This window comes from Streptomyces omiyaensis (genome assembly GCF_014650895.1).
Lineage (GTDB): Bacteria > Actinomycetota > Actinomycetes > Streptomycetales > Streptomycetaceae > Streptomyces > Streptomyces omiyaensis.
Genome location: NZ_BMVV01000006.1, coordinates 13,290 through 38,023, shown reverse-complemented (window position 1 = coordinate 38,023; position 24,734 = coordinate 13,290). Strand labels below are relative to the sequence as shown.

At 74.6% G+C, this 24,734-nt stretch carries 23 protein-coding genes; 8 read left to right on the top strand and 15 right to left on the bottom strand.

What is annotated here, in order from left to right; genetic code table 11:
* Positions 1-48 precede the first annotated feature (48 nt).
* The 6 genes from IE287_RS11895 to pdhA form a co-directional block, all read right to left on the bottom strand.
* Positions 49-1,140, bottom strand: coding sequence for a potassium channel family protein (locus IE287_RS11895; protein ID WP_189848952.1), 1,092 nt, complete (start codon positions 1,138-1,140; stop codon positions 49-51).
* Positions 1,128-2,507 (bottom strand): molybdopterin molybdotransferase MoeA, encoded by a 1,380-nt coding sequence (locus IE287_RS11890; RefSeq protein WP_189848951.1) that lies wholly within the window; start codon positions 2,505-2,507, stop codon positions 1,128-1,130. The genes IE287_RS11895 and IE287_RS11890 overlap by 13 nt, the downstream gene beginning before the upstream one ends.
* Positions 2,504-3,514, bottom strand: coding sequence for a DUF6457 domain-containing protein (locus IE287_RS11885; protein WP_189848950.1), 1,011 nt, complete (start codon positions 3,512-3,514; stop codon positions 2,504-2,506). Before IE287_RS11885 ends, IE287_RS11890 begins: the two co-directional genes overlap by 4 nt.
* Before the next feature lie 364 nt (positions 3,515-3,878).
* Positions 3,879-5,300, bottom strand: coding sequence for a dihydrolipoamide acetyltransferase family protein (locus IE287_RS11880; protein WP_189848949.1), 1,422 nt, complete (start codon positions 5,298-5,300; stop codon positions 3,879-3,881).
* Entirely contained in the window at positions 5,300-6,337 is a 1,038-nt protein-coding gene (locus IE287_RS11875; protein ID WP_189848948.1) for an alpha-ketoacid dehydrogenase subunit beta, read from the bottom strand. The genes IE287_RS11880 and IE287_RS11875 overlap by 1 nt, the downstream gene beginning before the upstream one ends.
* Positions 6,334-7,485 carry a pyruvate dehydrogenase (acetyl-transferring) E1 component subunit alpha gene (gene pdhA / locus IE287_RS11870; RefSeq protein WP_373307838.1) on the bottom strand — a complete coding sequence of 384 codons (1,152 nt, stop codon included), beginning with the start codon at positions 7,483-7,485 and terminating at the stop codon, positions 6,334-6,336. Before pdhA ends, IE287_RS11875 begins: the two co-directional genes overlap by 4 nt.
* Before the next feature lie 201 nt (positions 7,486-7,686).
* On the opposite strand from pdhA, the gene IE287_RS11865 reads away from it, so the two are divergent.
* Positions 7,687-8,238, top strand: a complete 552-nt coding sequence (locus tag IE287_RS11865) for an Lrp/AsnC family transcriptional regulator (protein WP_373307837.1) — start codon at positions 7,687-7,689, stop codon at positions 8,236-8,238.
* A 172-nt stretch (positions 8,239-8,410) separates the two neighbouring features.
* On the opposite strand, the gene IE287_RS11860 is transcribed toward IE287_RS11865, so the two are convergent.
* Positions 8,411-9,001: a TetR/AcrR family transcriptional regulator gene (locus IE287_RS11860; protein ID WP_189848945.1), complete on the bottom strand. Its 591-nt coding sequence runs from the start codon at positions 8,999-9,001 to the stop codon at positions 8,411-8,413.
* The gene (locus IE287_RS11855) at positions 8,998-10,530 is read right to left on the bottom strand and encodes a 3-hydroxyacyl-CoA dehydrogenase (RefSeq protein WP_229883461.1); all 1,533 of its coding nucleotides are present in this window, start codon (positions 10,528-10,530) and stop codon (positions 8,998-9,000) included. Before IE287_RS11855 ends, IE287_RS11860 begins: the two co-directional genes overlap by 4 nt.
* A gap of 220 nt (positions 10,531-10,750) precedes the next feature.
* Between IE287_RS11855 and paaN the strand changes: the two genes are divergently transcribed.
* Positions 10,751-12,448, top strand: a complete 1,698-nt coding sequence (gene paaN / locus IE287_RS11850; protein ID WP_189848943.1) for a phenylacetic acid degradation protein PaaN — start codon at positions 10,751-10,753, stop codon at positions 12,446-12,448.
* A gap of 50 nt (positions 12,449-12,498) precedes the next feature.
* On the opposite strand, the gene IE287_RS11845 is transcribed toward paaN, so the two are convergent.
* From IE287_RS11845 to IE287_RS11835, 3 genes are read right to left on the bottom strand one after another with little or no spacing between them, the layout of a single operon-like run.
* Positions 12,499-13,176: a TrmH family RNA methyltransferase gene (locus tag IE287_RS11845; RefSeq protein ID WP_189848942.1), complete on the bottom strand. Its 678-nt coding sequence runs from the start codon at positions 13,174-13,176 to the stop codon at positions 12,499-12,501.
* The gene (locus IE287_RS11840) at positions 13,173-14,483 is read right to left on the bottom strand and encodes an HTTM domain-containing protein (RefSeq protein WP_229883426.1); all 1,311 of its coding nucleotides are present in this window, start codon (positions 14,481-14,483) and stop codon (positions 13,173-13,175) included. Before IE287_RS11840 ends, IE287_RS11845 begins: the two co-directional genes overlap by 4 nt.
* A complete protein-coding gene (locus IE287_RS11835; RefSeq protein ID WP_189848941.1) occupies positions 14,480-15,175 on the bottom strand; it encodes a DUF5819 family protein in 696 nt (231 codons plus the stop codon). Before IE287_RS11835 ends, IE287_RS11840 begins: the two co-directional genes overlap by 4 nt.
* Positions 15,176-15,336: 161 nt before the next feature.
* Between IE287_RS11835 and paaA the strand changes: the two genes are divergently transcribed.
* The 6 genes from paaA (at position 15,337) to IE287_RS11805 (ending at position 20,209) form a co-directional block, all read left to right on the top strand.
* Positions 15,337-16,350: a 1,2-phenylacetyl-CoA epoxidase subunit PaaA gene (gene paaA, locus IE287_RS11830; RefSeq protein ID WP_189848940.1), complete on the top strand. Its 1,014-nt coding sequence runs from the start codon at positions 15,337-15,339 to the stop codon at positions 16,348-16,350.
* Complete coding sequence (paaB, locus tag IE287_RS11825) at positions 16,347-16,634, top strand: 1,2-phenylacetyl-CoA epoxidase subunit PaaB (RefSeq protein WP_043229098.1); 288 nt, start codon at positions 16,347-16,349, stop codon at positions 16,632-16,634. The genes paaA and paaB overlap by 4 nt, the downstream gene beginning before the upstream one ends.
* Complete coding sequence (gene paaC / locus IE287_RS11820; protein WP_189848939.1) at positions 16,631-17,410, top strand: 1,2-phenylacetyl-CoA epoxidase subunit PaaC; 780 nt, start codon at positions 16,631-16,633, stop codon at positions 17,408-17,410. Before paaB ends, paaC begins: the two co-directional genes overlap by 4 nt.
* Entirely contained in the window at positions 17,407-17,907 is a 501-nt protein-coding gene (gene paaD, locus IE287_RS11815) for a 1,2-phenylacetyl-CoA epoxidase subunit PaaD (RefSeq protein WP_189849228.1), read from the top strand. Before paaC ends, paaD begins: the two co-directional genes overlap by 4 nt.
* Positions 17,908-18,969, top strand: a complete 1,062-nt coding sequence (locus IE287_RS11810) for a 2Fe-2S iron-sulfur cluster-binding protein (RefSeq protein ID WP_189848938.1) — start codon at positions 17,908-17,910, stop codon at positions 18,967-18,969.
* A 106-nt stretch (positions 18,970-19,075) separates the two neighbouring features.
* Positions 19,076-20,209 (top strand): acyl-CoA dehydrogenase family protein, encoded by a 1,134-nt coding sequence (locus IE287_RS11805; RefSeq protein WP_189848937.1) that lies wholly within the window; start codon positions 19,076-19,078, stop codon positions 20,207-20,209.
* A 78-nt stretch (positions 20,210-20,287) separates the two neighbouring features.
* Here the strand turns inward: IE287_RS11805 and IE287_RS11800 are convergent, their stop codons facing one another.
* From IE287_RS11800 to IE287_RS11785, 4 genes are all read right to left on the bottom strand, one after another.
* Positions 20,288-20,629, bottom strand: coding sequence for a rhodanese-like domain-containing protein (locus IE287_RS11800; RefSeq protein WP_189848936.1), 342 nt, complete (start codon positions 20,627-20,629; stop codon positions 20,288-20,290).
* A 50-nt stretch (positions 20,630-20,679) separates the two neighbouring features.
* On the bottom strand, positions 20,680-21,492 hold the full coding sequence (locus IE287_RS11795) for a J domain-containing protein (RefSeq protein WP_189849227.1): 813 nt from the start codon (positions 21,490-21,492) through the stop codon (positions 20,680-20,682).
* Positions 21,493-22,003: 511 nt separating this feature from the next.
* Positions 22,004-23,458, bottom strand: a complete 1,455-nt coding sequence (locus IE287_RS11790; protein WP_189848935.1) for a DUF2252 domain-containing protein — start codon at positions 23,456-23,458, stop codon at positions 22,004-22,006.
* 116 nt (positions 23,459-23,574) lie between these two features.
* On the bottom strand, positions 23,575-24,720 hold the full coding sequence (locus IE287_RS11785) for an ABC-2 transporter permease (protein ID WP_229883425.1): 1,146 nt from the start codon (positions 24,718-24,720) through the stop codon (positions 23,575-23,577).
* Positions 24,721-24,734: the final 14 nt, after the last annotated feature.

Here is a 24,734-nt window from a genome sequence, read left to right as displayed (position 1 = left end):
CCCGCGCCCCCACCCGGCCGGGCCGGTCCTCCGGTGACGGGCCCGCGGTCAGTCCTCCGGGGGCGTGCTGAGCGGGGTGACGGGGGCGGCTCGCACGATGGTGATGACCCGGTCCGTGAGCTGGAGGGGGCTGGCCGACGGGTCGTCGTAGCTGAGCAGCCGGTGGCCGCGGAGCACGCTGACCACCAGGTCGTCGGTCTCGCGGACGCTCCGGCCCGCCTCCGCCTTGGTCACCGGGCGCTCGACCAGGTCGAGGCCGGAGCCCTGCTGGATGAGGTCCTCCATGACCGTGCCCGCGCTGGGGCTGAGCACGGAGAGGCCGAGCAGACGGCCGGCGGCGGAGGCGCTGGTGATGACCGCGTCGGCGCCGGACTGGCGGAGCAGGGGCGCGTTCTCCTCCTCGCGGACGGCGGCGACGATCTTCGCGCCCCGGTTGAGCTGGCGCGCCGTCAGGGTGACCAGGACGGCGGTGTCGTCGCGCTGGGTGGCGATGACGATCTGGCGGGCCCGCTGCACCTCGGCCCGGAGCAGGACGTCGCTGCGGGTGCCGTCGCCGACGACTCCGACGAAGCCGTCGCGGTTGGCCGCCTCGATGACCTTCCCGGAGGGGTCCACGATGACGATCTGGTCCTTGCGGAGGCCGGTGGCGCAGAGGGTCTGGATCGCGGACCGGCCCTTGGTGCCGAAGCCGACGATCACGGTGTGGTCGCGCAAGTGGGACCTCCACTTCTTGAGGCGGAACTCCTCCCGGGTCCGTTCCGTGAGGACCTCGAGGGTGGTGCCGACCAGGATGATCAGGAAGAGCACGCGCAGCGGCGTGATCACCAGGATGTTGACGAGCCGCGCGGAGTCGCTGTACGGGACGATGTCGCCGTATCCGGTGGTGGAGAGGGTGACGGTCGCGTAGTAGGCGCAGTCGAGGAAGTCGACGGTGCCGTTGGCGTTGTCGTGGTAGCCGTCGCGGTCGGCGTAGACGATGAGGACCGTCAGGAAGAGGACCCCGAGGGCCATCAGGATGCGGCGGCCCACCTGGCGGAGCGGGTCCACGTTCCTGCGTGGCAGATGGACCCGCGAGCCGGTGACCTTTTCGTCGGCATGGCGGGCCATGACGTCACGACTGGGAAGTTTCACGTGAAACATGCTCCTTGGGCGAACGGCGTCTCGGTCGGCCAGGGCAGGGTGAGCAGCTCCAGCCGTCGGCCGGGCTCCGCTCCTCCCGGCGGGACGACGGCCATGCCGTCGGCCGCGGCGACGCCTCGCAGCATGGCAGGCCCGTTGAAGCGCAGGGGCACCAGGAGTCCGTCCCGGTGGACGACGGGGACGAGCCGGGTGTCGTGCGGATGGCCCTGCACGGGGTCGCGGAGGGGGGCGCCGAGGGCCGCCGCGGGGGGCTCGGCGGCGGCGCCGAGGGCCGCCAGCAGGGGCGCGGCGAGCGTGAGGAGCCCGGAGACGGCGGCGAGGGGGTTGCCCGGGAGGCCGACCAGGTGGCGTCCGGCGTCCAGCCGGGCCAGCAGCATCGGGTGGCCGGGGCGGACCTTGACCCCGTCGACCAGGAGGGTGGCGCCGGCCTTGTCGAGGATCCCGTGGACGTGGTCCACGGGTCCGGCGGCGGTGCCGCCGGTGGTGACGACGAGTTCGGCGGCGGAGCCCGTGACGGCCTCGTACAGGGCCTCGGCGTCGTCGCCGATCCGCCGGGTCGCCACGACCTCGGCGCCGAGCGCCGTCAGCCAGGGCCCGAGCATCGGACCGAGCGCGTCCCGGATCAGTCCCTCGTGGGGGAGCCCGGCCGTCAGCAGCTCGTCCCCGAGGACGAGGACCTCCACACGGGGGCGGGGCGCCACGGCGAGCTCGTCGTAACCGGCGGCGGCGGCGAGCCCGAGGACGGCCGGACCGACACCGGACCCGGCCGGCAACAGCTCGTCCCCGGCCCGGCACTCCTGGCCGCGCGGCCGGATGTCCTGCCCGGTGACGACCTCGCGGAGGGGGTGCAGAAGAACCGTTCCGGCCGGGGCCGGGGCGGAAGCCGGGGCCGCTCCGGTGGCGGTTTCCACGGCGTCGGCGTCGGTGGCGGTGTCAGGGGCGGGCACGGCGTCGGTACGCGCGTGTTCGGTGCGGATGACCGCGGTGGCGCCGGCGGGGACGCGGGCCCCGGTGGCGATCCGTACCGCCTCCCCGGGGGCGAGGGCCACGGCTCCGGCGTGCCCGGCGAGGACGGACTCCTCGCGGACGGTCCAGGGGCCGGGGCCCGGGCCCGCGACCGCCCAGCCGTCCATGGCGGAGCCGTCGAAGGACGGCAGGGCCGTGAGGGCCCGCAGCGGTTCGGCGAGGGTGCGGCCGAGAGCCTGCCCGAGGGGTACGCGGACGGGCGCGCGGTCCGCGGCCGCGCGGGCCTCCGCTCCGGCGCGCGCGGCGCGGGCTCGCGCCTCGGGCCACGGGGTGGCGCGGTGGTGCCCGTGCCCCCGCTCGGGCGCGGGTGCGGGGGCGGGCGCGGGTTGTCCGGGGGTCATCCGGCCTCGTCCTGTTCGGCCGCCCACCGCTGGGCGAGGGCGGCGGCCTTGCGGGAGGCCTCGGCGACGGCCGCGGCCGGGTCCGTGCCGTCCTCGGCGGCCCTGGCCGCGGCGTAGCCGACGAGGAAGGTCGTCAGGGGCGCGGCGGGGCGGGCGACGCCGTGGGCGGCGTCGCGGGCCAGGTCGAGCAGGGCGCCGGTGTCGACGTCCAGGTCGAGGCCCAGTTCGGTCTTGACTGCGGTGATCCATTCGTCCAGCACGGCTCCATGGTCCCTGATGCGGGCCCGGGCCGTGGCGATGTCCTCCCAGGTGTCGCAGTCGAAGGATGCCGAGGGTTCGTCCGGCCCGGCCGGGACGCGGACGGTCCGGAGCCCGCCGGTGAGGAACCGCAGGGGGAGGTGGTCGAGGCCGCGGTGGGCGTGCCGCAGCGCTTCGAGCTCGCGGCGGAGCGGACCGGCGCGGTAGACGGCGACGAGCGGCTGGTCCCGCCCCTCGGCGTCGGTGAGCAGGGCGGCCTCGGCTTCCGCCCCCGCCTCCAGCGCGGCGAGCAGCCGGCGGACGGTCGCCTCCCCGAGGAACGGCAGATCGGCGGAGAGGACGAGCAGGACCCCGGGGCCGGGGGGACCGGCGGAGTGCCGGAGCCCGGTGGACCCACCGTCCGAGGCCGGGGCGTCGGCGGGCTCGCTGCCCGAGGCCGGGACGTCGCCGGAGCCACTGCGCGAGGCCGGGAGACCGGCGGGGCCGTCTCCGGGGCCCCGGAGGGCCGTGGCCCCGGCGTCCAGCGCGGCCACGGGGCCCGAGCCGATCCGCTCCTCGCGGGTCCAGCGGACGGGCCGGACGGTCGGGCGCGGGTCGCCGACGACGACGGTCGCCCGAGCTCCGGCGCAGGCGGCGAGCACCCGGTCGAGCAGGGCCCGGCCGCCGACCCGTACCCCGGGTTTGTCCACGCCGCCGAGGCGCCGCGCGGCGCCTCCGGCGAGCACGACGGCGTCGAATGCGGTGGTCACCCCAGCAGTATGGGCCGCCGCCGCCCGCGGGTGCCCCTGCGGGGCCCCTCGCACCGTCCTCACCGCCCCGCCGGGGCCCTCGTGGGGGTCGGGGTCGTGGGGTCGTCAACGGCCCCGTCGCCCAGGGAGCCCGGCGGGGCCGGCAGACCCGGGGACCACGGCAGGCCCAGCAGGCCAGGTGAGCCCGGTAGGCCCGGTGAGCCCGGCAGGCCCAGCGGAGCCGGGGACCACGGCAGACCCGGTGAGCCCGGCAGACCCGGCAGGCCAGGTGAGCCCGGCGGGATCCCGGGCCCTCGGCTCCCCGAACGAGAGCCCCGGCCGGGCCCCGTGGTTCCCCGGGCCCGGCCGGTACGCGCCCGCGTGCTCAGACCGTGCGGAGCAGGACCGCCGGCTGTTCGACGCAGTCCGCGACGTACCGCAGGAAGCCGCCGGCCGTGCCGCCGTCGCAGACCCGGTGGTCGAAGGTGAGCGAGAGCTGCACCACCTGACGGACGGCCAGTTCGCCCTGGTGGACCCAGGGCTTGGGGATGATCCGGCCGACGCCGAGCATCGCCGCCTCGGGGTGGTTGACGATCGGCGTGGAGCCGTCCACCCCGAACACCCCGTAGTTGTTGAGGGTGAAGGTGCCGCCGGTGAGGTCGGCCGGGGTGAGGGTGCCCTGCCGGGCCGACTCGGTGAGCCGGGCGAACTCCTCGGTCAGCGACTCGGCGGTCCGCGTCCCGGCGTCCCGGACCACGGGGACGACGAGCCCGCGCGGCGTCTGCGCGGCGAAGCCGAGGTGCACCGCGGGCAGCCGGACGATCTCGCGCGCGGCCGTGTCCACGGTGGAGTTCAGCTCGGGGAAGCGCGCCAGGGCGTGGGCGCAGATCCGGGCGAGGAGCGCGAGGAGCGAGATCTTCGGTCCGCCCGCCGCGTTCATCGCCGCCCGCGCCGCCATGAGTTCGGTGGCGTCGGCGTCCACCCAGCAGGTCGCGTCGGGGATCTCGGTACGGCTCCGGGAGAGCTTGTCGGCGACGGCGCCGCGCAGCCCGCGCAGCGGGATCCGCTCACCGGCCGGAGCGGCGGCCGAGGCAGCCGGGGCGACCGCGGTGGCCGGGGCGGCCGCGGCGGGCGCCTCGCGGGCGGTGAGGGCCCGCTCGACGTCGGCGCGCAGGATGAGGCCCTCGGGACCCGAGCCGGGCACCTCGCGCAGGTCGAGGCCCCGGTCGCGGGCGAGCTTCCGCACCAGCGGGGAGATGACCGGGATCGGCCCCTCGGAGCCGCCGGCGGTTCCCGCCCCCGCCGGAGCGGGAGCAGGGGGAGCCGCCGGGGTCGCCAGGGCCACCGGGGCAGCCGCCCGGACGCTCGGGGCGGGGCCGGCCGTCGCGTTCGGCGTGGGATGGGCGACGGCCGGGGACTGGGGACGGATCCGGCGCCGGCGGGCCGCCGGGCCCGCGGTGCCGTAGCCGACGAGCACGTTGCCCGAGTACTCCGAGGAGACCGCGGACTCGGCGGCGCCGGCCGCCTCCCCCGCGGTGGGCGGCGCGGTCGTCCCGGCGGGCGCGCCGACCGCGACCGTCAGGAGCGGGGCCCCGACGGGCAGTTCGGTTCCCTCCTCGCCGAAGCGGGCGGTGACCACGCCCCCGTACGGGCAGGGGACCTCGACCATCGCCTTGGCGGTCTCGACCTCGACGACCGGCTGGTCGATCGCGACGACGTCGCCGACGTTCACCAGCCAGCGGACGATCTCCGCCTCGGTGAGTCCCTCACCGAGGTCGGGCAGCTTGAACTCCAGGACCTGCGGCATCAGTTCCCCGCTTCCCACTGGAGGCGCGCGACCGCGTCCAGGATCCGGTCGACGCCCGGCAGGTGGTGCCGCTCCAGCATCGGCGGCGGGTAGGGGATGTCGAAGCCCGCGACCCGCAGCACCGGCGCCTCCAGGTGGTGGAAGCAGCGCTCGGTGACCCGGGCGGCGATCTCCGCGCCGGGGCCGGCGAAGCCGCCGGACTCGTGGACCACGACCGCGCGGCCGGTGCGCCGCACCGAGGCGGCGACGGTCTCGTCGTCGAAGGGCACGAGCGAGCGGAGGTCGACGACCTCCAGGTCCCAGCCCTCGGCGGTGGCCGCCTCGGCCGCCTCCAGGCAGACCGGCAGCGAGGGGCCGTAGGTGATCAGGGTGGCGCTGGTGCCGGGCCGGCGGACCACGGCCTTGCCGATCGGCTCCACGCGCGCGGGTGCCTCGGGCGACCAGTCGGACTTCGACCAGTAGAGCCGCTTGGGCTCCAGGAAGACGACCGGGTCGTCGGAGGCGATGGCCGCCCGCAGCAGCCCGTAGGCGTCCTCGACGGTGGCCGGGGTGACCACGTGCAGGCCGGGGGTGGCCATGTAGTAGATCTCGGAGGAGTCGCTGTGGTGCTCGACGCCGCCGATCCCGCCGCCGTACGGCACCCGGATGACCATCGGCATCGGCATCGCGCCGCGCGTCCGGTTCCGCATCTTCGCCACGTGCGAGACGAGCTGCTCGAACGCCGGGTAGGCGAACGCGTCGAACTGCATCTCGACCACCGGCCGCAGGCCGTACATGGCCATGCCGACGGCGGTGCCGAGGATGCCCGCCTCGGCCAGCGGGGTGTCCGTGCAGCGGTCCTCGCCGAACTCCTTGGCGAGCCCGTCGGTGACCCGGAAGACGCCGCCGAGGGTGCCGACGTCCTCGCCCATGACGTGGACGGTGGGGTCCTCGGCCATCGCGTCGCGCATGGCGCGCTGGAGCGCCTGCGCCATGGTGGCCGGCTTGGCCCGGCCCGCCGCCTTGGCGGCCGCCGCGCCGGTCGTCGCCGTCGTCATCGGCTCTCGCCCTCCGCTTCGAGTTCGGCCCGCAGCTGCGCCGCCTGCTCGCGCAGCTGCGCGGTCTGCTCGGCGTAGACGTGGGTGAAGAGGTCCATCGGGGCGAGCACCGGGTCGGCGTTCATCCGCTCGCGCAGCTGCGCCGCCATCGTCTCGGCGGCCTCGGCCGCGGCCCGTCGGCCCTCGTCGTCGAGCAGCCCGCGGGCGGTCAGCTCCCGTTCGAGGAGGAGGACCGGGTCGTGCGCACGCCAGGCCTCGACCTCGCCGTCCGCGCGGTAGCGGGTGGCGTCGTCGGCGTTGGTGTGGGCGTCGATCCGGTAGGTGATCGCCTCGACGAGGGTGGGGCCGCCGCCGCGCCGGGCGCGGGTCACCGCCTCGGTGAGGACCTGGTGCACCGCGACCGCGTCGTTGCCGTCCACCAGGCGGCCCGGCATGCCGTACCCGACGGCCTTGTGGGCGAGCGAGGGGGCGGCGGTCTGCTTGGCGAGGGGCACGGAGATCGCGAAGCCGTTGTTCTGCACGAAGAAGACCACCGGTGCCTGCCACACGGCGGCGAAGTTCAGCGCCTCGTGGAAGTCGCCCTCGCTGGTGCCGCCGTCGCCGACCATGGCGAGCGCGACCACGTCGTCGCCCTTCAGCCGGGCCGCGTGGGCGAGGCCCACGGCGTGCGGCAGCTGGGTGGCGAGCGGGGTGCACAGCGGCGCGACGCGGTGCTCGCGCGGGTCGTAGCCGGTGTGCCAGTCGCCGCGCAGCAGCGTGAGCGCCTGGACCGGGTCGAGGCCGCGGGCGACGGCCGCGAGGGTGTCCCGGTACGAGGGGAAGAGCCAGTCCCGCTCCTCCAGGGCGAGGGCCGCCCCGATCTCGCACGCCTCCTGGCCGGTGGTGGACGGGTAGACGGCGAGCCGGCCCTGCTTGGTGAGGGCGGTCGCCTGGGCGTTGTACCGGCGGCCGCGGACCAGCTCCGCGTAGAGCCGGCGCAGCAGCGCGGGGTCGGCGTCGGCCACCGCGTCGGTGCCGAGCACGCGCAGCGGCTCGGCGTCGGGCAGCAGCGGGGCGGGGTCGGTCCGCGGGCGCCAGGCCGGCGGCGGCGTGGGCCGGTGGGCCGTCTCGGCGAGCGGCTCCTGGACCGTCGAACTGCGCTGTTGCAACGAGTCCACCTCCTCGTGGGAGCGGGCATAAGACCCGAAGGCGGGTGGCGCGAGTGTGGTGCGCCTCACCTACCGATTGTTCGGTCGTGGAGGCATTTTGGCTACAGGCACCTCCAGCCTGTGGACAAACGGTTCTCCACAGCCTGGGATAGAGACAGGTCGTCCACCGGAGAGAGGCGGGGGGACATGGCGGATGAACAAATGGCCGCCGCTCGGGGCGGGTCCCCGGACGGAGCGGCGGAGGACGTCGTCGGCGAGGTGCTGAGCGCGCCCTCGGACACACCGGCGTACGCCGCCCCGGCACGCCCGCTGGACGCGATAGACCGGGACATCCTGCGACTGCTCCAGACGGACGGACGCGCCTCGGTGCGCTCCGTGGCCGAGCGGGTGCACGTCTCCCGCGCCAACGCGTACGCCCGGATCAACCGGCTGATCGACGACGGCGTGATCCGCGGCTTCAGCGCCCGCGTCAACCACGAGCGGGCGGGCCACGGAGCCTCCGCCTACATCACGCTCAAGATCGTCCAGAACTCCTGGCGCACGGTCCGCGAACAGCTCAAGGCGCTCCCCGGGGCCGCGCACATCGCCCTGGTCAGCGGCGATTTCGACGTCCTGCTGCTGGTCCACACCCCGGACAACCGGACCCTGCGCGAACTGGTCCTCACCCGCCTCCAGGCGATCCCGGAGGTGCTCTCCACCCGCACCCTGCTGGTCTTCGACGAGATGGACATGAACGCCGACCCGGGCCCCTGAGCCCGGGACGCCCCGCGGCCGACGGACACGGCAGGACAGCGCGGACACGGCAGGAGGGCCCCGGGACGCCCCGGGGCCCTCCTGGCGCTCCTGTACGCCTTCCGGGGCCCGAGAAGGCCCTCCACGCCCTTCCAAGCCCCCGAGGGGCCCCTGCCGCCCCCCCGCCGGGTGCTCAGTGCGGCTTGCGCAGGCCGTCGAAGGCGAGGTGGGCGACGGTCTCGGCGAGCTGATCGCGCTCCGTCTGGTCCGGATGGGGCCGGTACCACTCCACCAGCGAGTTGATCATGCCGAAGAGGAGCCGGGTGGCGAGCCGGATGTCCACGTCGGACCGCAGGTCCCCCTCGGCGGCGGCCGCCCCGAGCAGCTCGGCCACGCGCTGGTCGAACTCCCGGCGCCGCTCCATCGCCCACCGCTCGGTCGCGGTGTTGCCCCGCACCCGCAGCAGCAGCGTCACGTACGGCAGCTCCGCTATCAGCACCTCGACGGTCCGCCGGGTCACGTGCTCGACCCGCTCCACGGCCCGGCCGCGCACCGCGCCCGGCTCGTCGAGGATCGCGAAGAGCCCGTCCAGGGCCCGGCTGACCGCCCGCCGCAGCAGCTCCTCCTTGCCCGCCACGTGGTGGTAGATCGAGGACTTGGAGATCCCGGCCGCCTTGGACAGGTGCTCCATGGAGGTGCCGTCGTAGCCGCGCTCGTTGAAGACCCTCACCGCGACCGAGAGCAGCGTCTCGGGGGTGTACGTGTCGCGTCGGGCCGTCGTCATCGGGCCTCCTCCGCTTCCTCGGTGTATCCGCGGCGCACCAGGCCGATCGCCGGCGCGTACCGGCCCGTGGGGTACCGCTCGTGGAGCTGGCCCAGCAGGGCGTTCACGCGCCGGTGGCCCAGTCTCGCCGCCCATTCCAGCGGTCCGGCCGGATAGTTCACGCCGAGCCGCATGGCGGTGTCGACGTCCTCGGCGGTGGCGACGCCCCGGTCGACGGCGTCGACCGCGAGGTCCACCAGCATCGCCACCGTCCGGCCCACGATCATGCCGGGCACGTCGCCGATGACGGAGACCTGCTTGCCGAGCGCCTGGAAGAGGCCCACCGCCTCCTCCACGGACGCGGGATCGGTCCCCTCCCGGACCGACAGGACGATCCGGGTCGCCGCCGCGTAGTCGAGGGCGAGGTCGAAGTAGGCGATCTCCTCCTGGTGGTACTCGAAGGAGCTCTCGCCGTCGACGAGGCTGAGCTTCATGCCTCCCGGCAGCTCGACGAAGCCGTCGCCCCGCTTGCGGCGGACCGCGATCCCCGCCCCCTCGATGAGCCCGACCAGCGCCTGGGCCGGCCCGAGGTCGCCGCGGACGGTGATCCGCTCCGGCGCCTTCGCGGGCGGCGCGGTGTGCGGCTCGGGCCGCTCGGCGCCCTCCCCGTACGGGAACCAGCCGTGCCCCGTCTTGCGGCCCAGCCGCCGGGACTCCACGAGCCTGCGCTGCGCCAGCGACGGCGTGAACTTCTGGTCCTGGAAGAAGGACTCCCACACCGAGCGGGTGACGGCCTCGTTCACGTCCTGCCCGATCAGGTCGGTCAGCTCGAACGGGCCCATCCGGAAGCCGCCGCTCTCGCGCAGCGCCGCGTCGATGGTCGCCGGGTCGGCGTGCCCCTCCTCGTACACGCGGAAGGCCTCCGCGTAGAAGGGGCGGGCGATCCGGTTGACGATGAACCCGGGGGTGTCGGCGCAGCGCACCGGCGTCTTGCCCCAGGCCAGGACGGTCTCGTACGCGCGCGTGGCGGCCGTCTCGTCGGTGGCGAAGCCGCGGACGACCTCGACGAGGGGGAGCAGCGGCGCCGGGTTGAAGAAGTGCAGGCCGACGAAGCGGCCGGGGAGCCGCAGCCCCCCGGCGATGGCGGTGACGGAGAGGGAGGAGGTGTTGGTGGCGAGGAGGGCGTCGTCCCCGACGACCTCCTCCAGGTCGGCGAAGAGCCGCTGCTTGACCGCCAGGTCCTCGACGATCGCCTCGACGACGAGGGCCGCGTCGGCGAGCTCCGCCAGGTCCTCGGCCGCGTGCAGCCGTCCGGCGGCGTCCTCGCGGGCGGCGGCGTCCAGGCGGCCCTTCTCGACGAGCCGGTCCAGTCGGGCGGTGATCGCCGCGACGGCCTCGGCGGCCCGGCCGGGGGCGCTGTCGTGGAGGCGTACGGGATGGCCGGCGACCAGCGCCACCTGCGCGATCCCCTGGCCCATGGTGCCGGTGCCGACGACGGCGACCGTCCGGTCCCGCTCGATCGCCTCGCCCTTGGCGCTTGCGTCGCGCATGGTGGCGCTCCCCCTGACGGTCCCGTCGGCCTGCACGGCGGCGCTCGTGCCGGCGCTGCTGTCGGCGCTGCTGTCGGCGCTGCTGTCGGCGCTCATAGGAGTGATCCTCCCCGATGGGTTTTCCACAGGATCGACGGACCCCCTTGTCCCGACCGATCGTTCGGTTACTCTAACTCCGTACCCGTCTCCCTGCCCAGCTCGACGAGGAGTTGGTCCATCCATGGCCACCGCCCAGCCGATCACCGACGTTCTGGCCGAGAAGCACCGGTCCACGCTCGATCAGGCCCTCGCCACCATCCGCAGCCGTGCCTACTGGTCGCCGTATCCGGAGCATCCGAAGGCGTACGGGGCGGACGGCTCGCTGGACGCGTCCGCCGGCCTCGCCGCCCACCAGGCGGTGCTGAACGGCCGCTTCGACCTCGACCAGCCGGGCACCGACGGCTGGACCGGCGGCGAGGTCTCGCCGTACGGCCCCGCGCTGGGCGTCGAGTACCCGCACGCGGACGTCGACGTGCTGCTGCCCGCGATGCGCGCCGGCCTGCCCGCGTGGCGCGACGCCGGGGCCGAGACGCGCGCCCTGGTCTGTCTGGAGGTCCTGGCCCGGATCTCCGCCCGCACCCACGAGTTCGCCCACGCCGTCATGCACACCAGCGGCCAGGCGTTCATGATGGCGTTCCAGGCCGGTGGCCCGCACGCGCAGGACCGCGGCCTGGAGGCGGTGGCGTACGCGTACGAGGAGCAGACCCGCACCCCCGCCGGCCGGTCCGCCTGGTCCAAGCCGCAGGGCAAGCGGGACCCGCTGGAGCTGAGCAAGGAGTTCACCCCGGTCGGCCGCGGGATCGCCCTGGTCATCGGCTGCAACACCTTCCCGACGTGGAACGGCTACCCCGGCCTCTTCGCCTCCCTCGCCACGGGCAACGCGGTCCTGGTGAAGCCGCACCCGCGCGCGGTCCTCCCGCTCGCGCTGACCGTGAAGGTCGCCCGCGAGGTCCTCGCCGAGTCCGGCTTCGACCCGAACCTGGTGGCGCTGGCCACCGAGCGTCCGGGCGAGGGCATCGCCAAGACCCTGGCGGTCCGCCCGGAGATCCGGATCATCGACTACACCGGCTCCACCGCCTTCGGCGACTGGCTGGAGGCCAACGCCCGGCAGGCCCAGGTCTACACGGAGAAGGCCGGCGTCAACACGGTGCTGATCGACTCCACCGACGACTACAGGGGGATGCTGTCCAACCTGGCGTTCTCGCTCTCCCTGTACAGCGGCCAGATGTGCACCACCCCGCAGAACCTGCTGATCCCGCGCGACGGTATCGCCACCGACCAGGGCCCCCGGTCCTACGACGAGGTGGTGTCCGACCTGGCCGCCGCGGTCGGCGGCCTCCTCGGCGACGACGCCCGGGCCAACGCCCTGCTCGGCGCCCTGGTCAACCCGGACGTGAAGGCCCGCCTGGAGGCGGCCGCCGGCCTGGGCGAGGTGGCCCTGGCCTCCCGCGAGGTCGTCAACCCGGACTTCCCGGAGGCGGTCGTCCGCACCCCGGTCATGGTGAAGCTGGACGGCTCCAAGCCGGACGCGGAGGCCGCGTACCTCTCCGAGTGCTTCGGCCCGGTCTCCTTCGCCGTCTCGGTGGACTCCACCGCCGACGGCCTGGAGCTGCTGCGGCGCACGATCCGCGACAAGGGCGCGATGACCGTCGGCGCGTACACGACGTCCGCCGACACCGAGCGGGCCGTGGAGGAGATCTGCCTGGAGGAGTCGGCGCAGCTCTCGCTCAACCTGACGGGCGGGGTGTACGTGAACCAGACCGCCGCCTTCTCCGACTTCCACGGCTCGGGCGGCAACCCGGCGGCGAACGCGGCGCTGTGCGACGGCGCCTTCGTCTCCAACCGCTTCCGCGTGGTCGAGGTGCGCCGCCAGGCCTGAGTCCCGGGGTCGTCCGGTGCCGGCGGTTCCGGCACCGGACGGTTCCGCGGTCAGTCGCCGGGGATCTCCGCGTAGCGCTGCACCCACGCGTGCATGGCGATCGCGGCGGCCGCCCCGGCGTTGATCGACCGGGTGGAGCCGAACTGGGCGATCGAGCAGACCGTCCGCACGTGGCGGCGGGCATCCTCGGTCAGCCCGGGCCCCTCCTGCCCGAAGAGCAGCACGCAGCGGCGGGGCAGCACGGTCCGCTCCAGCGGCACCGAGCCCGGCAGGTTGTCGATGCCGATGATCGGCAGGTCCTCGGCCGCCGCCCAGGCGGTGAGCGCCTCGGTGTCGGGGTGGTGCCGCACGTGCTGGTAGCGGTCGGTGACCATGGCGCCGCGCCGGTTCCACCGGCGCCGCCCCACGATGTGCACCTCCTTGGCCAGGAAGGCGTTGGCGGTCCGCACCACCGACCCGATGTTGAAGTCGTGGCCCCAGTTCTCCACCGCCACGTGGAAGTCGTGCCGGCGGGTGTCGAGGTCGGCGACGATCGCCTCCCGCGTCCAGTACCGGTAGGGGTCCACGACGTTGCGCCGGTCGCCCCCGGCCAGCAGCTCGGGGTCGTAGCGCGGGTCCTCGGGCCACGGCCCGGGGTGCGGTCCGACGCCGACCTCGGAGCCGTAGCCCTCGTCGTACTGGAGCGGCTCGGCCCCCTCCGGGGCGGGGTGTTCTTCGGTGGTGCTCACCCGACGAGGGTACGGGGAGCGGCCTCGCCGCCGGCTTCCCCGCCGGTCCCGCCGTCCTCCGCCCCCGCCGTGCCGGTCGGCTCCCCGGCGGGCCGCTGCGCGGGCAGCTCCGCCGCGGCGGGCCTGCGCCGCAGCAGCAGGTCCCGGCCCCGCGCGACGCGCGCGCCCAGCCACACCAGGAAGACGGTGGGCAGGAAGACGGCGTCGGCGGCGATCATCGCCATCGAGAAGGCCGGCAGGCCGAGCAGGAGCGCGATGCCGGCGTGCTCCAGCATCATCGCGACGAGCAGCACGTTCTTCACCTTGCGGTTGAAGAGCGTGAACGGGAAGGCGACCTGGACGATCACCGTGCCGTAGCTGAGCAGCATGACCATGATCCCGCTGGAGGCGAGGAGCTCGGAGAGCGACGGCCACGGGGTGAAGTAGTCCAGGTGCAGCGGGAAGAAGAGCGCGGTGCCGTCCTGCCAGCGCGAGCCCTGGATCTTGTACCAGCCGGCGGTGGCGTAGATCAGGCAGACCTCGGCCATGAGGACGACGAGCACCGCGTTGTGGGCGAGGTTGGCGATGACGTCCAGCAGGACCCGGGGCTCGGCCGGCGCGTACTGCTCCACCAGCCACCACAGGCCCTGGGCGAGCCAGAGCACCCACAGCAGCACGTACATCCACCACTCGCCGGTGACCGGGCTGAACCAGGTCGCCGCGACCAGGAAGCCGCCGAGGACGATCCAGAGGACCGGCCCCGCGAGCTCCACCCGCCGGGCGGCCTTACCGCCCCCCGCGTCCCGGGGGACCCTGCGGGCCGCCCGCCGGGCGTCCAGGGACCACACCTGGCCGCAGCGCAGCAGGGTGAGGTAGATCGAGACGAGGTGTACGACGTTGTCGCCGCCGTCGCCGAGGAAGACGGACCGGTTCTGCAGGGACAGCGCGCCGACCATGAAGACGACGGAGACGGCCCGGGTGTGCCAGCCGACCAGCAGCAGCGCCGCGGCCACCACCGCGAGGGCGTAGACGACCTCGAACCAGAGCCGTCCGTCGGACCACATCAGGACCGTGAAGGCCCGGTTGTCGGCGATCAGCCGGCGGGCCAGCTCGAACGACCAGGGGCCGTCGGGGCCGTACATCTCGTGCCGGTGCGGGTACTCCCGCAGCAGGAAGAACAGCCAGGTCAGCGAGAAGCCTATGCGGACGATCGCGGTCTGGTACGGGCCCAGCGCGCGCGAGGTGACGGTCTGCGCGGCCCGGGCCAGCCTGCGGTCGAGGGGCACGCGCGCCGGAGCCTCGGCCGGGGCGGGGCTGGGGGCGGTCATCGGCTCGTCTCCGTACGGCTGCGGTCGGCGTCGGTGATGTCCCACCAGGGCATGACGGTGGTGGAGGGGGTGGTGGAGCGCTTCTCGTCGCTCCAGTGCGGGGCCGGTACCGGACGGGCGACCCGGCGGAGCTGGATCCGCTCCACCGTGCCGCCGACGTCCGCGCGCGCCCCGGGCCCCTCGATGCGCGGCAGCACGATCCGGCGCATGTACTCCTCCGACAGCCGGCCGCGGAAGCCCTTGGGGCGGCCCTCGTCGTCGTGCGCGTTGCCGTACCAGTCGATGGCGCGGCGCAGCATGTTCTGCTCGGTGTGGCTGGGGAAGACGCTGCCCCGGACGTCCTCGACGTCCTGCGCGGTCAGGTCGATCCAGCCCGTCGTGCGGCGGGTGCCGGAGGGGTCGGCGACCTCGGCGCGGACCTCGACGGCGACGTTCTGCTGGAGCGGGTTGGGGGCGAAGAGCTTCCAGTTCTGCTCGAACTCGGGGTAGATCCAGTCGTCGACGGCCTGTCCGTGCTGCTTGGTGATCGTGTTCGACGGCGCCACGTGCAGGAAGACCATGGCCAGGTGGAGGGCGGCGAGGACGGCCAGGGCGGCGAGCGTCACCGCGGCCACCACCTGGTACGGCATGGACAGCGCCAGGATCCCCGCGGCCGGCCGCCGCTCCCCGCCGTCGTCGATGTGCGCGCTCATCCCACCCCGATCCCGGGCTTCCCGACCCGTTCCCGACCCACCGGTGACCCGCTCGTTGCGCCCCGATCGGAGCAGGCGGTTATCCACAGGGTTGACACCATACGGGCCGCCGACCCACCATTGAAGTCATTCAACCGAACGATCGGTCGGTAGGGGGTCCGATGACCGCAGGGACGGCAGGGACGGCAGTGACCGCGCAAGCGCCCGGCGCGCACGCCGCGGACGCGGCGGCGCAGGCCGCCCGCGAGGCGGTGTTCGACGCCGCCGTCGCGGCCGACGAGCGCATCGAGCCGCGCGACTGGATGCCGGAGGCGTATCGCGCCTCCCTCGTGCGCCAGATCGCGCAGCACGCCCACTCCGAGATCATCGGCATGCAGCCCGAGGCCAACTGGATCACCCGCGCGCCCTCGCTGCGCCGCAAGGCCATCCTCATGGCCAAGGTCCAGGACGAGGCAGGCCACGGCCTGTACCTCTACAGCGCCGCCGAGACCCTCGGCGTCAGCCGCGACGAGCTCCTCGACAAGCTCCACACCGGCCGCCAGAAGTACTCCTCGATCTTCAACTACCCCACCCTCACCTGGGCCGACGTCGGCGCCATCGGCTGGCTCGTCGACGGCGCCGCCATCACCAACCAGGTCCCCCTCTGCCGCTGCTCCTACGGCCCGTACGCCCGGGCCATGGTCCGCGTCTGCAAGGAGGAGTCCTTCCACCAGCGCCAGGGGTACGAGGCCCTGCTCGCCCTCTCCCGCGGCACCGAGGCCCAGCACGCCATGGCCCAGGACGCGGTCGACCGCTGGTGGTGGCCGTCCCTGATGATGTTCGGCCCGCCCGACGACGAATCGACCCACACCGCGCAGGCGATGGCCTGGAAGATCAAGCGCCACTCCAACGACGAACTGCGCCAGCGCTTCGTCGACATCGCCGCCCCGCAGGCCGAGACCCTCGGCCTCACCCTCCCCGACCCCGACCTGAAGTGGAACGAGGAGCGCGGGCACTATGACTTCGGCCCCATCGACTGGGCCGAGTTCTGGGACGTGCTGAAGGGCAACGGCCCCTGCAACGACCAGCGGATCAACCAGCGCCGCCGGGCCCACGAGGACGGCGCCTGGGTCAGAGAGGCCGCCGCGGCCTACGCGCGCAAGCACACCGGACAGCACGGGGAGGCACAGGCATGAGCAGCGACACTTGGCCCCTGTGGGAGGTGTTCGTGCGCTCCCGCCGAGGGCTCTCCCACACCCACGCCGGCAGCCTCCACGCCCCCGACGCGGAGATGGCCCTGCGCAATGCCAGGGACCTCTACACCCGCCGGATGGAAGGCGTCTCCCTCTGGGTCGTCCCCTCCGCCTCCATCACCGCCTCCTCCCCGGACGAGAAGGACCCCTTCTTCGAGCCGGCCGCCGACAAGCCCTACCGGCACCCGACCTTCTACGAGATCCCGGAGGGGGTGAAGCACCTGTGACCGCCACCGACACCGCCGGCGCCACGGGCACCGTCGCCACGGCGGCCCCCGCACCGGCCGCCGACCCGGCCGCCACGGCCGCGGCGCTCGCCCTCGGCGACGACGCCCTCGTCCTCGCCCAGCGCCTGGGGGAGTGGGCCGGCAACGCCCCCGTCCTGGAGGAGGAGGTCGCCCTCGCCAACATCGCGCTCGACCTCCTCGGCCAGGCCCGCGTCCTCCTCTCCCTCGTCGGCGACGAGGACGAACTCGCCTTCCTCCGCGAGGAGCGCGACTTCCGCAACGTCCAGCTGGTCGAGCAGCCCAACGGCGACTTCGCCCACACCATCGCCCGCCAGCTGTACTTCTCCACCTACCAGCGGCTCCTCTACGCGGCCCTCGCCTCCGGCGACGGCCCGCTGACCGGGCTCGCCGCCAAGGCCGTCAAGGAAGTGGCCTACCACCAGGACCACGCCGAGCACTGGACCCTCCGCCTCGGCGACGGCACCGAGGAGAGCCACCGCCGCATGCAGGCCGGCTGCGACGCCCTCTGGCGGTACACCGGCGAGCTTTTCCAGCCCCTCGACGGCCTCGGCCTGGACACCGCCGCCCTCGAAGCGGCCTGGCTGGACTCCGTCACTACCGTCCTCACCCGCGCCGGACTCACCGTCCCCGACGCCCCCCGCACCGGCGCCTGGCGCGCCGGAGCCGGCCGCCAGGGCCTCCACACCGAGTCCTTCGGCCGGATGCTCGCCGAGATGCAGCACCTGCACCGCAGCCACCCGGGGGCGGCGTGGTGACCGGCACCGCCACCCCGCTCGAAGAGGAGCTGGCCCGGATCGCCGGCGCCGTCCTCGACCCCGAGATGCCCGTCCTCACCCTCGCCGAACTCGGCGTGCTGCGCGGCGTCCACGTCACCGGCCCCGGCCGCGTCGAGGTCGCCCTCACGCCCACCTACACCGGCTGCCCCGCCGTCGAGACGATGTCCACCGACATCGAGCACGCCCTCCACGCGCACGGCGTCCCCGACGTCACCGTCGTCACCGTCCTCGCCCCCGCCTGGTCCACCGACGACATCAGCGAGGAGGGCCGCCGCAAGCTCACCGAGTTCGGCATCGCCCCGCCCCGCCCCCAGGGCCCCGCCGGCGGACCCGTCGCCCTCACCCTGGCCATCCGCTGCCCCCACTGCGGCTCCACGGACACCGAGCTGCTCAGCCGCTTCTCCTCCACCGCCTGCAAGGCCCTGCGCCGCTGCGCCGCCTGCCGCGAGCCCTTCGACCACTTCAAGGAGCTGTAGATGTTCCATCCGCTCCCGGTGAGCCGGGTCGAGCAGCTCACCGACGACTCCGTGGCCGTCACCTTCGCGGTCCCCGACTCCCTCCACGAGACCTTCCGGCACCGCCCCGGCCAGCACCTCGCCCTGCGCCGCACCGACGAGACCGGCCAGGAGATCCGCCGCACCTACTCGATCTGCTCCCCGGCCACCCCGGCCGGCGAGCGACCCGAACTCCGCGTCGGCATCCGCCTCGTGGACGGCGGCGCCTTCTCCACCTGGGCCCTCAAGGAGCTCGCCCCCGGCCACACCGTCGACGTCATGGCCCCCACCGGCCGCTTCGTCCTCGATCCGCGCCCCGGCCGCTTCGCCGCCGTCGCCGGCGGCAGCGGCATCACCCCGGTGCTCTCCATGGCCGCCACCCTCCTCGACCGCGAACCCGGCGCCCGGTTCTGCCTGATCCGCAGCGACCGCACCGCCGCCTCCACGATGTTCCTCGACGAGGTCGCCGACCTGAAGGACCGTCATCCGGACCGCTTCCAGCTCGTCACCGTCCTCTCCCGCGAGGAGCAGCAGGCCGGCCTGCCCTCCGGCCGCCTCGACCGGGAGCGGCTCACCGCCCTCCTGCCCGCCCTCCTCCCGGTCGACTCGATCGACGGCTGGTTCCTCTGCGGCCCCTACGGCCTCGTCGAGGGGGCCGAGCGGGCCCTGCGCGGCCTCGGCGTCGACCGGACCCGCGTCCACCAGGAGATCTTCCACGTCGACGACGGCTCGGGCCCCGCGCCCGTCCCCACCGCCGACACCCCGGCCCACGCCACCCTCACGGCCACCCTCCACGGCCGCTCCGGCACCTGGCCCGTCGAGCGCGGCGAGAGCCTCCTCGACACCGTCCTGCGCGCCCGCGCCGACGCCCCCTACGCCTGCAAGGGCGGGGTCTGCGGCACCTGCCGGGCCTTCGTCGTCGGCGGCGAGGTCCGCATGGACCGCAACTTCGCCCTCGAACCGGAGGAGACCGACGCCGGCTACGTCCTGGCCTGCCAGTCCCACCCGGCCAGCGCCGACGTGGAGCTGGACTTCGACCGCTGAGCCCATTCCCTTCCGCTAGAACCTGTTCTATCTTGACGGCCCGTCAGAAAACTGCCTCCTGACGGGCCGCAGGATCGGCGACGGACAGCAACGGAAGGACCGGGCCATGGACTTCACGTTCACCGAGGAGCAGCAGGCGGCCGCGGAGACGGCCCGCACCGTCTTCGCCGACGTCGCTCCCGACGCCGTACCCAGCCCCGCGCTCACTCCGACCGCCGTCGCCGACGACTTCGACCGCCCCCTGTGGCAGCGGCTCGCCGCCACCGACCTCCTGGGGCTCCTCGTCGCGCCCGAGCACGGCGGCACCGGCCTCGACCCGGTCGCCCTCTGCCTCGTCCTGCGCGAATCCGCCCGCGTCCTGGCCCGCGTCCCCCTCCTGGAGACCACCGCCGTCGCGCACGTCCTCCAGCACCACGCCCCGGCCGGCACCGCCGCCGCCCTGCTGCCCGAGGTCTCCGCCGGCCGGCTGGTCCTCACCGCAGCCGCCCACGGCACCACCGGCCACGAGCCCGCGGAGAACGCCGTCACCGCCCGCCACGACGGCACCCACTGGATCCTCGACGGCGCCACCGACCACGTCCCCTGGGCCCACCACGCCGACCTGACCGCCGTCCCCGCCCGCACCGCCGACGGCCGTACGGTCCTCGCGCTGGTCCCCCGCGACCACACGGGGCTCGCTCTCGACGCCCAGTACGGCACCCACGGCGAGCGCCTCGCCCGGCTACGGCTCGACGCCGTCCGCCTCGACGCCGACCGCGTCCTCGACGCCGCCGCCGCCTGGCCGGCCCTGCGCGCCCTGCTCACCACCGGGACCTGCGCGCTCGCCCTCGGCCTCGGCGAGCAGGTGCTCACCATGACCAGCCAGTACACCGGCAAGCGCGAACAGTTCGGCCATCCCGTGGCGACCTTCCAGGCCGTCGCCGTCCAGGCCGCGGACCGCTACATCGACCTCCGCGCCATGGAGGCCACCCTCTGGCAGGCGGCCTGGCGCGTCTCCACCGCCGCCGAAGCGGCCCTGCCCGCCGAGGCGGACCTCGCCGTCGCCAAGATCTGGGCCGCGGAGGGCGTGCGCCGGGTCGTCCAGACCGCCCAGCACCTCCACGGCGGCTTCGGCGCCGACACGGACTACCCCCTGCACCGCTACCACGCCTGGGCCAAGTACCTCGAACTCTCCCTCGGCCCGGCCGCCGCCCACGAGGAGGCCCTCGGCGACCTCATCGCCGCCCACCCCCTGGACTGACCGGCACCGGCGCCGGGGTCTCCCGCCGGCCCCGCCGGCCCGGGCGACGAACGGGTTCGCCGCCCGACACCGCACGGGTCAGGCGACGAACCCGGGGCCGTGGTCCGACACCACGGGGCGCCCGGCGCCCTCCCAGGCCACCATCCCGCCGTCCACGTTCACCGCGTCGTAGCCCTGCTGCACCAGGTACTGCGTGACCTGCGCCGACCGGCCGCCGACGCGGCACATCACATAGGCGCGCCCGTGCTCGGCGAGCTGCTCGCCGACCTCGGCGAACCGCGCCACGAAGTCGCTCATCGGCACGTGCAGCGCACCCTCGACCCGCCCGGCCGCCCATTCGTCGTCCTCGCGCACGTCGAGCACCAGGGCATCGGCGGGCACGGACGCGGCGGGCACCGACGGCAGCGGGGCGAAACTCATGGCACTGACCTTCTCTCGTGTACGGCGGAACCGCCTCGACCCGGAAAAACCTACTGCACCAGCGTGGCCAGCTCGGCCTCGCGCTCGGACACCTGGCCGCGCAGCTGCTCGGCGATCTCCTCCAGGAGGCGGTCCGGGTCCTCCGGCGCCAGCCGCAGCATCGAACCGATCGCGCTCTCCTCCAGCTCCCGCGCCACCACCGACAGCAGGTCCTTGCGCTGCGCCAGCCACTCCAGGCGGGCGTACAGCTCCTCGCTCTCGCTCAGCCGCTCCTCGGCCGGCGCCGGCCCGGCCTCCCACTCCTGGGCCAGCTCCCGCAGGAGCCCCTCGTCGCCGCGCGCGTAGGCGGCGTTCACCCGGGTGATGAACTCCTCCCGCCGCTTGCGGTCGTCGTCCTCCCGCGCCAGGTCGGGGTGGGCCTTGCGCGCCAGTTCCCGGTAGAGCCGGCGCACCTCCTCGCTGGGCCGCACCCGCTGCGGCGGCCGGACCGGCCGCTCGGTCAGCATCGCGGCCGCCTCCGGGGAGATGCCGTCGGAGTCGATCCAGTCGTCGAAGAGCACCTCGACCCCCGGCAGCGGCATCACCGCGGCCCGTGCCTCCTGGGCCCGCCGCAGGTCCTCTGGGTCTCCGGTCCGCGCGGCCCGCGCCTCCGCGATCGACGCGTCCAGCTCGTCGAGCCGCGCGTACATCGGCCCCAGCTTCTGGTGGTGCAGCCGCGAGAAGTTCTCCACCTCGACGCGGAAGGTCTCCACGGCGATCTCGAACTCGATCAACGCCTGCTCGGCCGCCCGCACGGCCCGCTCCAGCCGAGCCTCCGGCCGTTCCCCGCCCTCGGAGGCCCCTGCGGAGGCGCCCTCGGCCACGGAAGCGTCCTCGGCAACGGAAGCGTCCTCGGCCGTCCCGGCGGCCGCGCCCTCGGAGCCACCCTCCGGCACCGGGCCGGGTCCGGGCTCGGGCACCGCGCCCTCCCGCGTCCCCGGGTTCGGCTCCTGGCCCTGACCCTGGTCCTGGTCCTCGCTCACGTTCACGCCCGCCCACGTCCTCGTTCCGGCCCGACCTCTCAAGCCTAGGTCCTCACCGGGGGCCCTCCCCCCTCCCTCCCCTCCCCTCCCCCTCCCCCTCGTTTCCCCGCCCTGCCCGAAGCCTCCCGGCCCCGATGCCAGGCTCGCGCCGGACACCCGCCGGGGCTCACGCCCGATGCCCGTCAGCCGCCCCTCAGTCACTCGCCAGGCACTCGCCAGACGTCCACCGGGCCCCGTCACGCCCGCTCCCCGGCCCCGTCACGCCCGCTCCGGGCCCCGTCACGCCCGCTCCGGGCCCCGTCACGCCCGTGTCCGGGCCCCGTCACGCCCGTGTCCGGTGTCCAGCCGTCCGTCAGACTCCGAGTTCCGCCGCCAGGCGGCCGGTGCGGATCGCCGTGAGCAGGTCGGCGTGGTCCTCGGTGGTGCGGTCGGCGTAGGCGACGGCGAAGGTGGCGACGGCCTCGTCGAACTCCTCTCTCTTGCCGCAGTAGCCGGCTATCAGGCGCGGGTCGGCGCTGTGGGCGTGGGCGCGGGCCAGGAGCGCGCCGGTCATGCGTCCGTAGTCGTCGACCTGGTCGGCGGTGAGCGCGGCGGGATCGACGCTGCCCTTGCGGTTGCGGAACTGGCGCACCTGGAAGGGGCGCCCGTCGACGGTGGTCCAGCCGAGCAGGATGTCGCTGACGACCTGCATGCGCTTCTGGCCGAGGACGACGCGGCGGCCCTCGTGGCCGGGGTCGGGGACGGCGAACCCTGCGGCGGGCAGGTGCGGCAGGAGCACGGACGGCCGGGCTTCCTTCACCTGGAGGACGAGCGGTTCGCCGCGGTGGTCGAGGAGCAGGACGACGTAGGAGCGGGTGCCGACGCTGCCGGTGCCGACGACCCGGAAGGCGACGTCGTGGACGGCGTACCGGGCGAGGAGCGGGAGGCGGTCCTCGGAGACGGTCTCCAGGTAGTCACCGAGGGCGGCGGTGACGGCGGCGGCCTCGGCGTCGGGCACCCGGCGGAGCACCGGGGGCGCGTCGACGAAGCGGCGGCCTCCGTCGATCCCGTCCGTCCCGCCGACGGCTTCGGTGGAGCGGGCGGCGAACCGGGCGCTGGTGTTGTTGCGGGCCTTGGCGGAGACGCGCTCCAGGGTGCCGAGGAGGTCGCGGGCGTCGGTGTGGGAGACGAGCTCCTCGTCGGGTATCGCGTTCCAGGCGTCGAGGGCGGGGAGCCGGGCGAGGAGGCGCATGGTGCGCCGGTAGGCGCCGACGGTGTCGAAGGCGGCGGCCCGGCAGGTGTCCTCGTCCGCGCCGACGACACGGCCGGCGAGGACGAGGGAGGTGGCGAGCCGCTTGAGGTCCCATTCCCAGGGGCCGACGACGGTCTCGTCGAAGTCGTTGAGGTCCATCACGAGCCGGCCGCGGGCGTCGCCGTAGAGGCCGAAGTTGGCGGCGTGGGCGTCGCCGCAGAGCTGGGCGGCGATGCCGGTGACGGGGGTGCCGACGAGGTCGTGGGCCATGAGGCCGGCGGAGCCGCGCAGGAACGCGAAGGGGTTGGCGGCCATGCGGCCGACGCGGAGGGGGGTGAGCTCGGGGACCCGGTCCCGGCTGGACTCCTCGACGGCGCGCACGGCGTCCGGGCGCCCGGCGGGGAGGGTCAGCTCCGCGTGGGAGGAGCGGGGGACTGCGGTGCGCAGCTGCTTGCCGCGCGTCCTGGGGGAGTCCTCCGCGGCACCGCGCCGCGCGAATCCGGGCACGTGCGGGATGCGCTCCCCGTCCACTGCTCCTCCACGCTGTCCCGGCACGACGGCCTGGGTCTCGTCCATGGGACGGCCTCCCCCGATGACTGGTCCGAACACCTTTCGGGCCTGACCGTACAGCCGGTCCCGATCACTCGTCTCCCCCTGTGGACAAGGGCCTGTGGACAACTGCCGGCCCCTGGTCAGACGGCGACGGCCTCCTCCATCTCCTCCTCCGCCCTCTCCTCCGCCCTCTCCTCGTTCCCGGCCGCCGTCCCCTCCCGGAGCGCCCCCTTCGTCCCGGTCTTCGCTCCGGTCTTCGCTCCGGTCTTCGCCCCGGTGCTCTCCGGTGCCGTCCCCTCCCGGGCGGGCGCCGCGTTCCGCCGGGCCTCGGTGCGGCCGGCGAGGGTGACGAGGGCGGCTCCGGCGAGGAACCAGAGGGCGAGGACGAGGACGTTGCCGCCGAGGGCGTGCCCGTCGAAGTAGACGTGGCTCCGGATGCCCTCGACGAGGCCCGCGCCGTTCCAGAAGGCGTGCAGGGAGCCGAAGAAGCCCGGCTGCAGCTCGGGGCGGTAGATGCCCCCGGAGCTCGTGAAGTTGAGCATGACGAACAGGACCATGACGCCGAGCGTGGTCCAGCGGCGGAGGTAGGTGTGGAGGCCGACGCCGATGAGGAGGATGCCGGCGGCGTAGAGCCAGGACAGTGCCCAGACGCCGGCGAGGCCGTGGTCGACGAGGTGGAAGACGGGGCCGGCGAAGAGGGTGCCGATGAGGCTGACGACGAGGGAGGTGCCGGCGGCGAGGAGGGCTCGGATGCGCATCGGGAGGGCCGCTCCGGCGGCGCCGATGACCGCGACGGAGGCGTACGCGCCGATGCTGACGGCCACGAGGAGGAAGAAGACGCCCTGGCCGGTGGGGTCGCCGGAGGCGGTGGGGGCGAGGTCGGTGACCTTGAGGGGGGCGTCCTGGCCCGCGGCGACCTGGGTGAAGACCTTCTCGACGGCCATGGCGCTGGTGTCGGAGGAGGCGGAGGCGACGAGGAGCTCGGGGTGGTCGCCGGGGATGTAGGCGCCGTAGGCGTCCTGCCGCTGGAGCGCGGCGGCGGCGGTGGCCCGGTCGGGGACGGTGCGGACGTCGAGGGCTCCCGCGGCCCGGTCCTGGAGGGTCTGGGCGAGGACCTGGGTGGCGGGTGCCGAGCCGACGACGTCGACGCGGAGGTCGTGGGGCTGGGGGGCGTGGAAGGCGCCGAGGTAGGCGAGGCCCATGCCGATGCACATGAGGAGGGGGGTGAGGAGGTGCCCGAGGACGTGCCGCAGGGCGCCGGCGGTGGGGTTCGGTCCTGTGGACACCGTGACCTCCGAAG

Excerpts from the sequence above, each read along its gene's own strand:
- IE287_RS11895 (WP_189848952.1), bottom strand. The coding sequence starts at position 1,140 with ATGTTTCACGTGAAACTTCCCAGTCGTGACGTCATGGCCCGCCATGCC.
- IE287_RS11890 (WP_189848951.1), bottom strand. The coding sequence starts at position 2,507 with ATGACCCCCGGACAACCCGCGCCCGCCCCCGCACCCGCGCCCGAGCGG.
- IE287_RS11880 (WP_189848949.1), bottom strand. The coding sequence starts at position 5,300 with ATGCCGCAGGTCCTGGAGTTCAAGCTGCCCGACCTCGGTGAGGGACTC.
- IE287_RS11875 (WP_189848948.1), bottom strand. The coding sequence starts at position 6,337 with ATGACGACGGCGACGACCGGCGCGGCGGCCGCCAAGGCGGCGGGCCGG.
- IE287_RS11865 (WP_373307837.1), top strand. The coding sequence starts at position 7,687 with ATGGCCGCCGCTCGGGGCGGGTCCCCGGACGGAGCGGCGGAGGACGTC.
- IE287_RS11860 (WP_189848945.1), bottom strand. The coding sequence starts at position 9,001 with ATGACGACGGCCCGACGCGACACGTACACCCCCGAGACGCTGCTCTCG.
- IE287_RS11855 (WP_229883461.1), bottom strand. The coding sequence starts at position 10,530 with ATGCGCGACGCAAGCGCCAAGGGCGAGGCGATCGAGCGGGACCGGACG.
- paaN (WP_189848943.1), top strand. The coding sequence starts at position 10,751 with ATGGCCACCGCCCAGCCGATCACCGACGTTCTGGCCGAGAAGCACCGG.
- IE287_RS11840 (WP_229883426.1), bottom strand. The coding sequence starts at position 14,483 with ATGACCGCCCCCAGCCCCGCCCCGGCCGAGGCTCCGGCGCGCGTGCCC.
- IE287_RS11835 (WP_189848941.1), bottom strand. The coding sequence starts at position 15,175 with ATGAGCGCGCACATCGACGACGGCGGGGAGCGGCGGCCGGCCGCGGGG.
- paaA (WP_189848940.1), top strand. The coding sequence starts at position 15,337 with ATGACCGCAGGGACGGCAGGGACGGCAGTGACCGCGCAAGCGCCCGGC.
- paaB (WP_043229098.1), top strand. The coding sequence starts at position 16,347 with ATGAGCAGCGACACTTGGCCCCTGTGGGAGGTGTTCGTGCGCTCCCGC.
- IE287_RS11810 (WP_189848938.1), top strand. The coding sequence starts at position 17,908 with ATGTTCCATCCGCTCCCGGTGAGCCGGGTCGAGCAGCTCACCGACGAC.
- IE287_RS11805 (WP_189848937.1), top strand. The coding sequence starts at position 19,076 with ATGGACTTCACGTTCACCGAGGAGCAGCAGGCGGCCGCGGAGACGGCC.
- IE287_RS11800 (WP_189848936.1), bottom strand. The coding sequence starts at position 20,629 with ATGAGTTTCGCCCCGCTGCCGTCGGTGCCCGCCGCGTCCGTGCCCGCC.
- IE287_RS11790 (WP_189848935.1), bottom strand. The coding sequence starts at position 23,458 with ATGGACGAGACCCAGGCCGTCGTGCCGGGACAGCGTGGAGGAGCAGTG.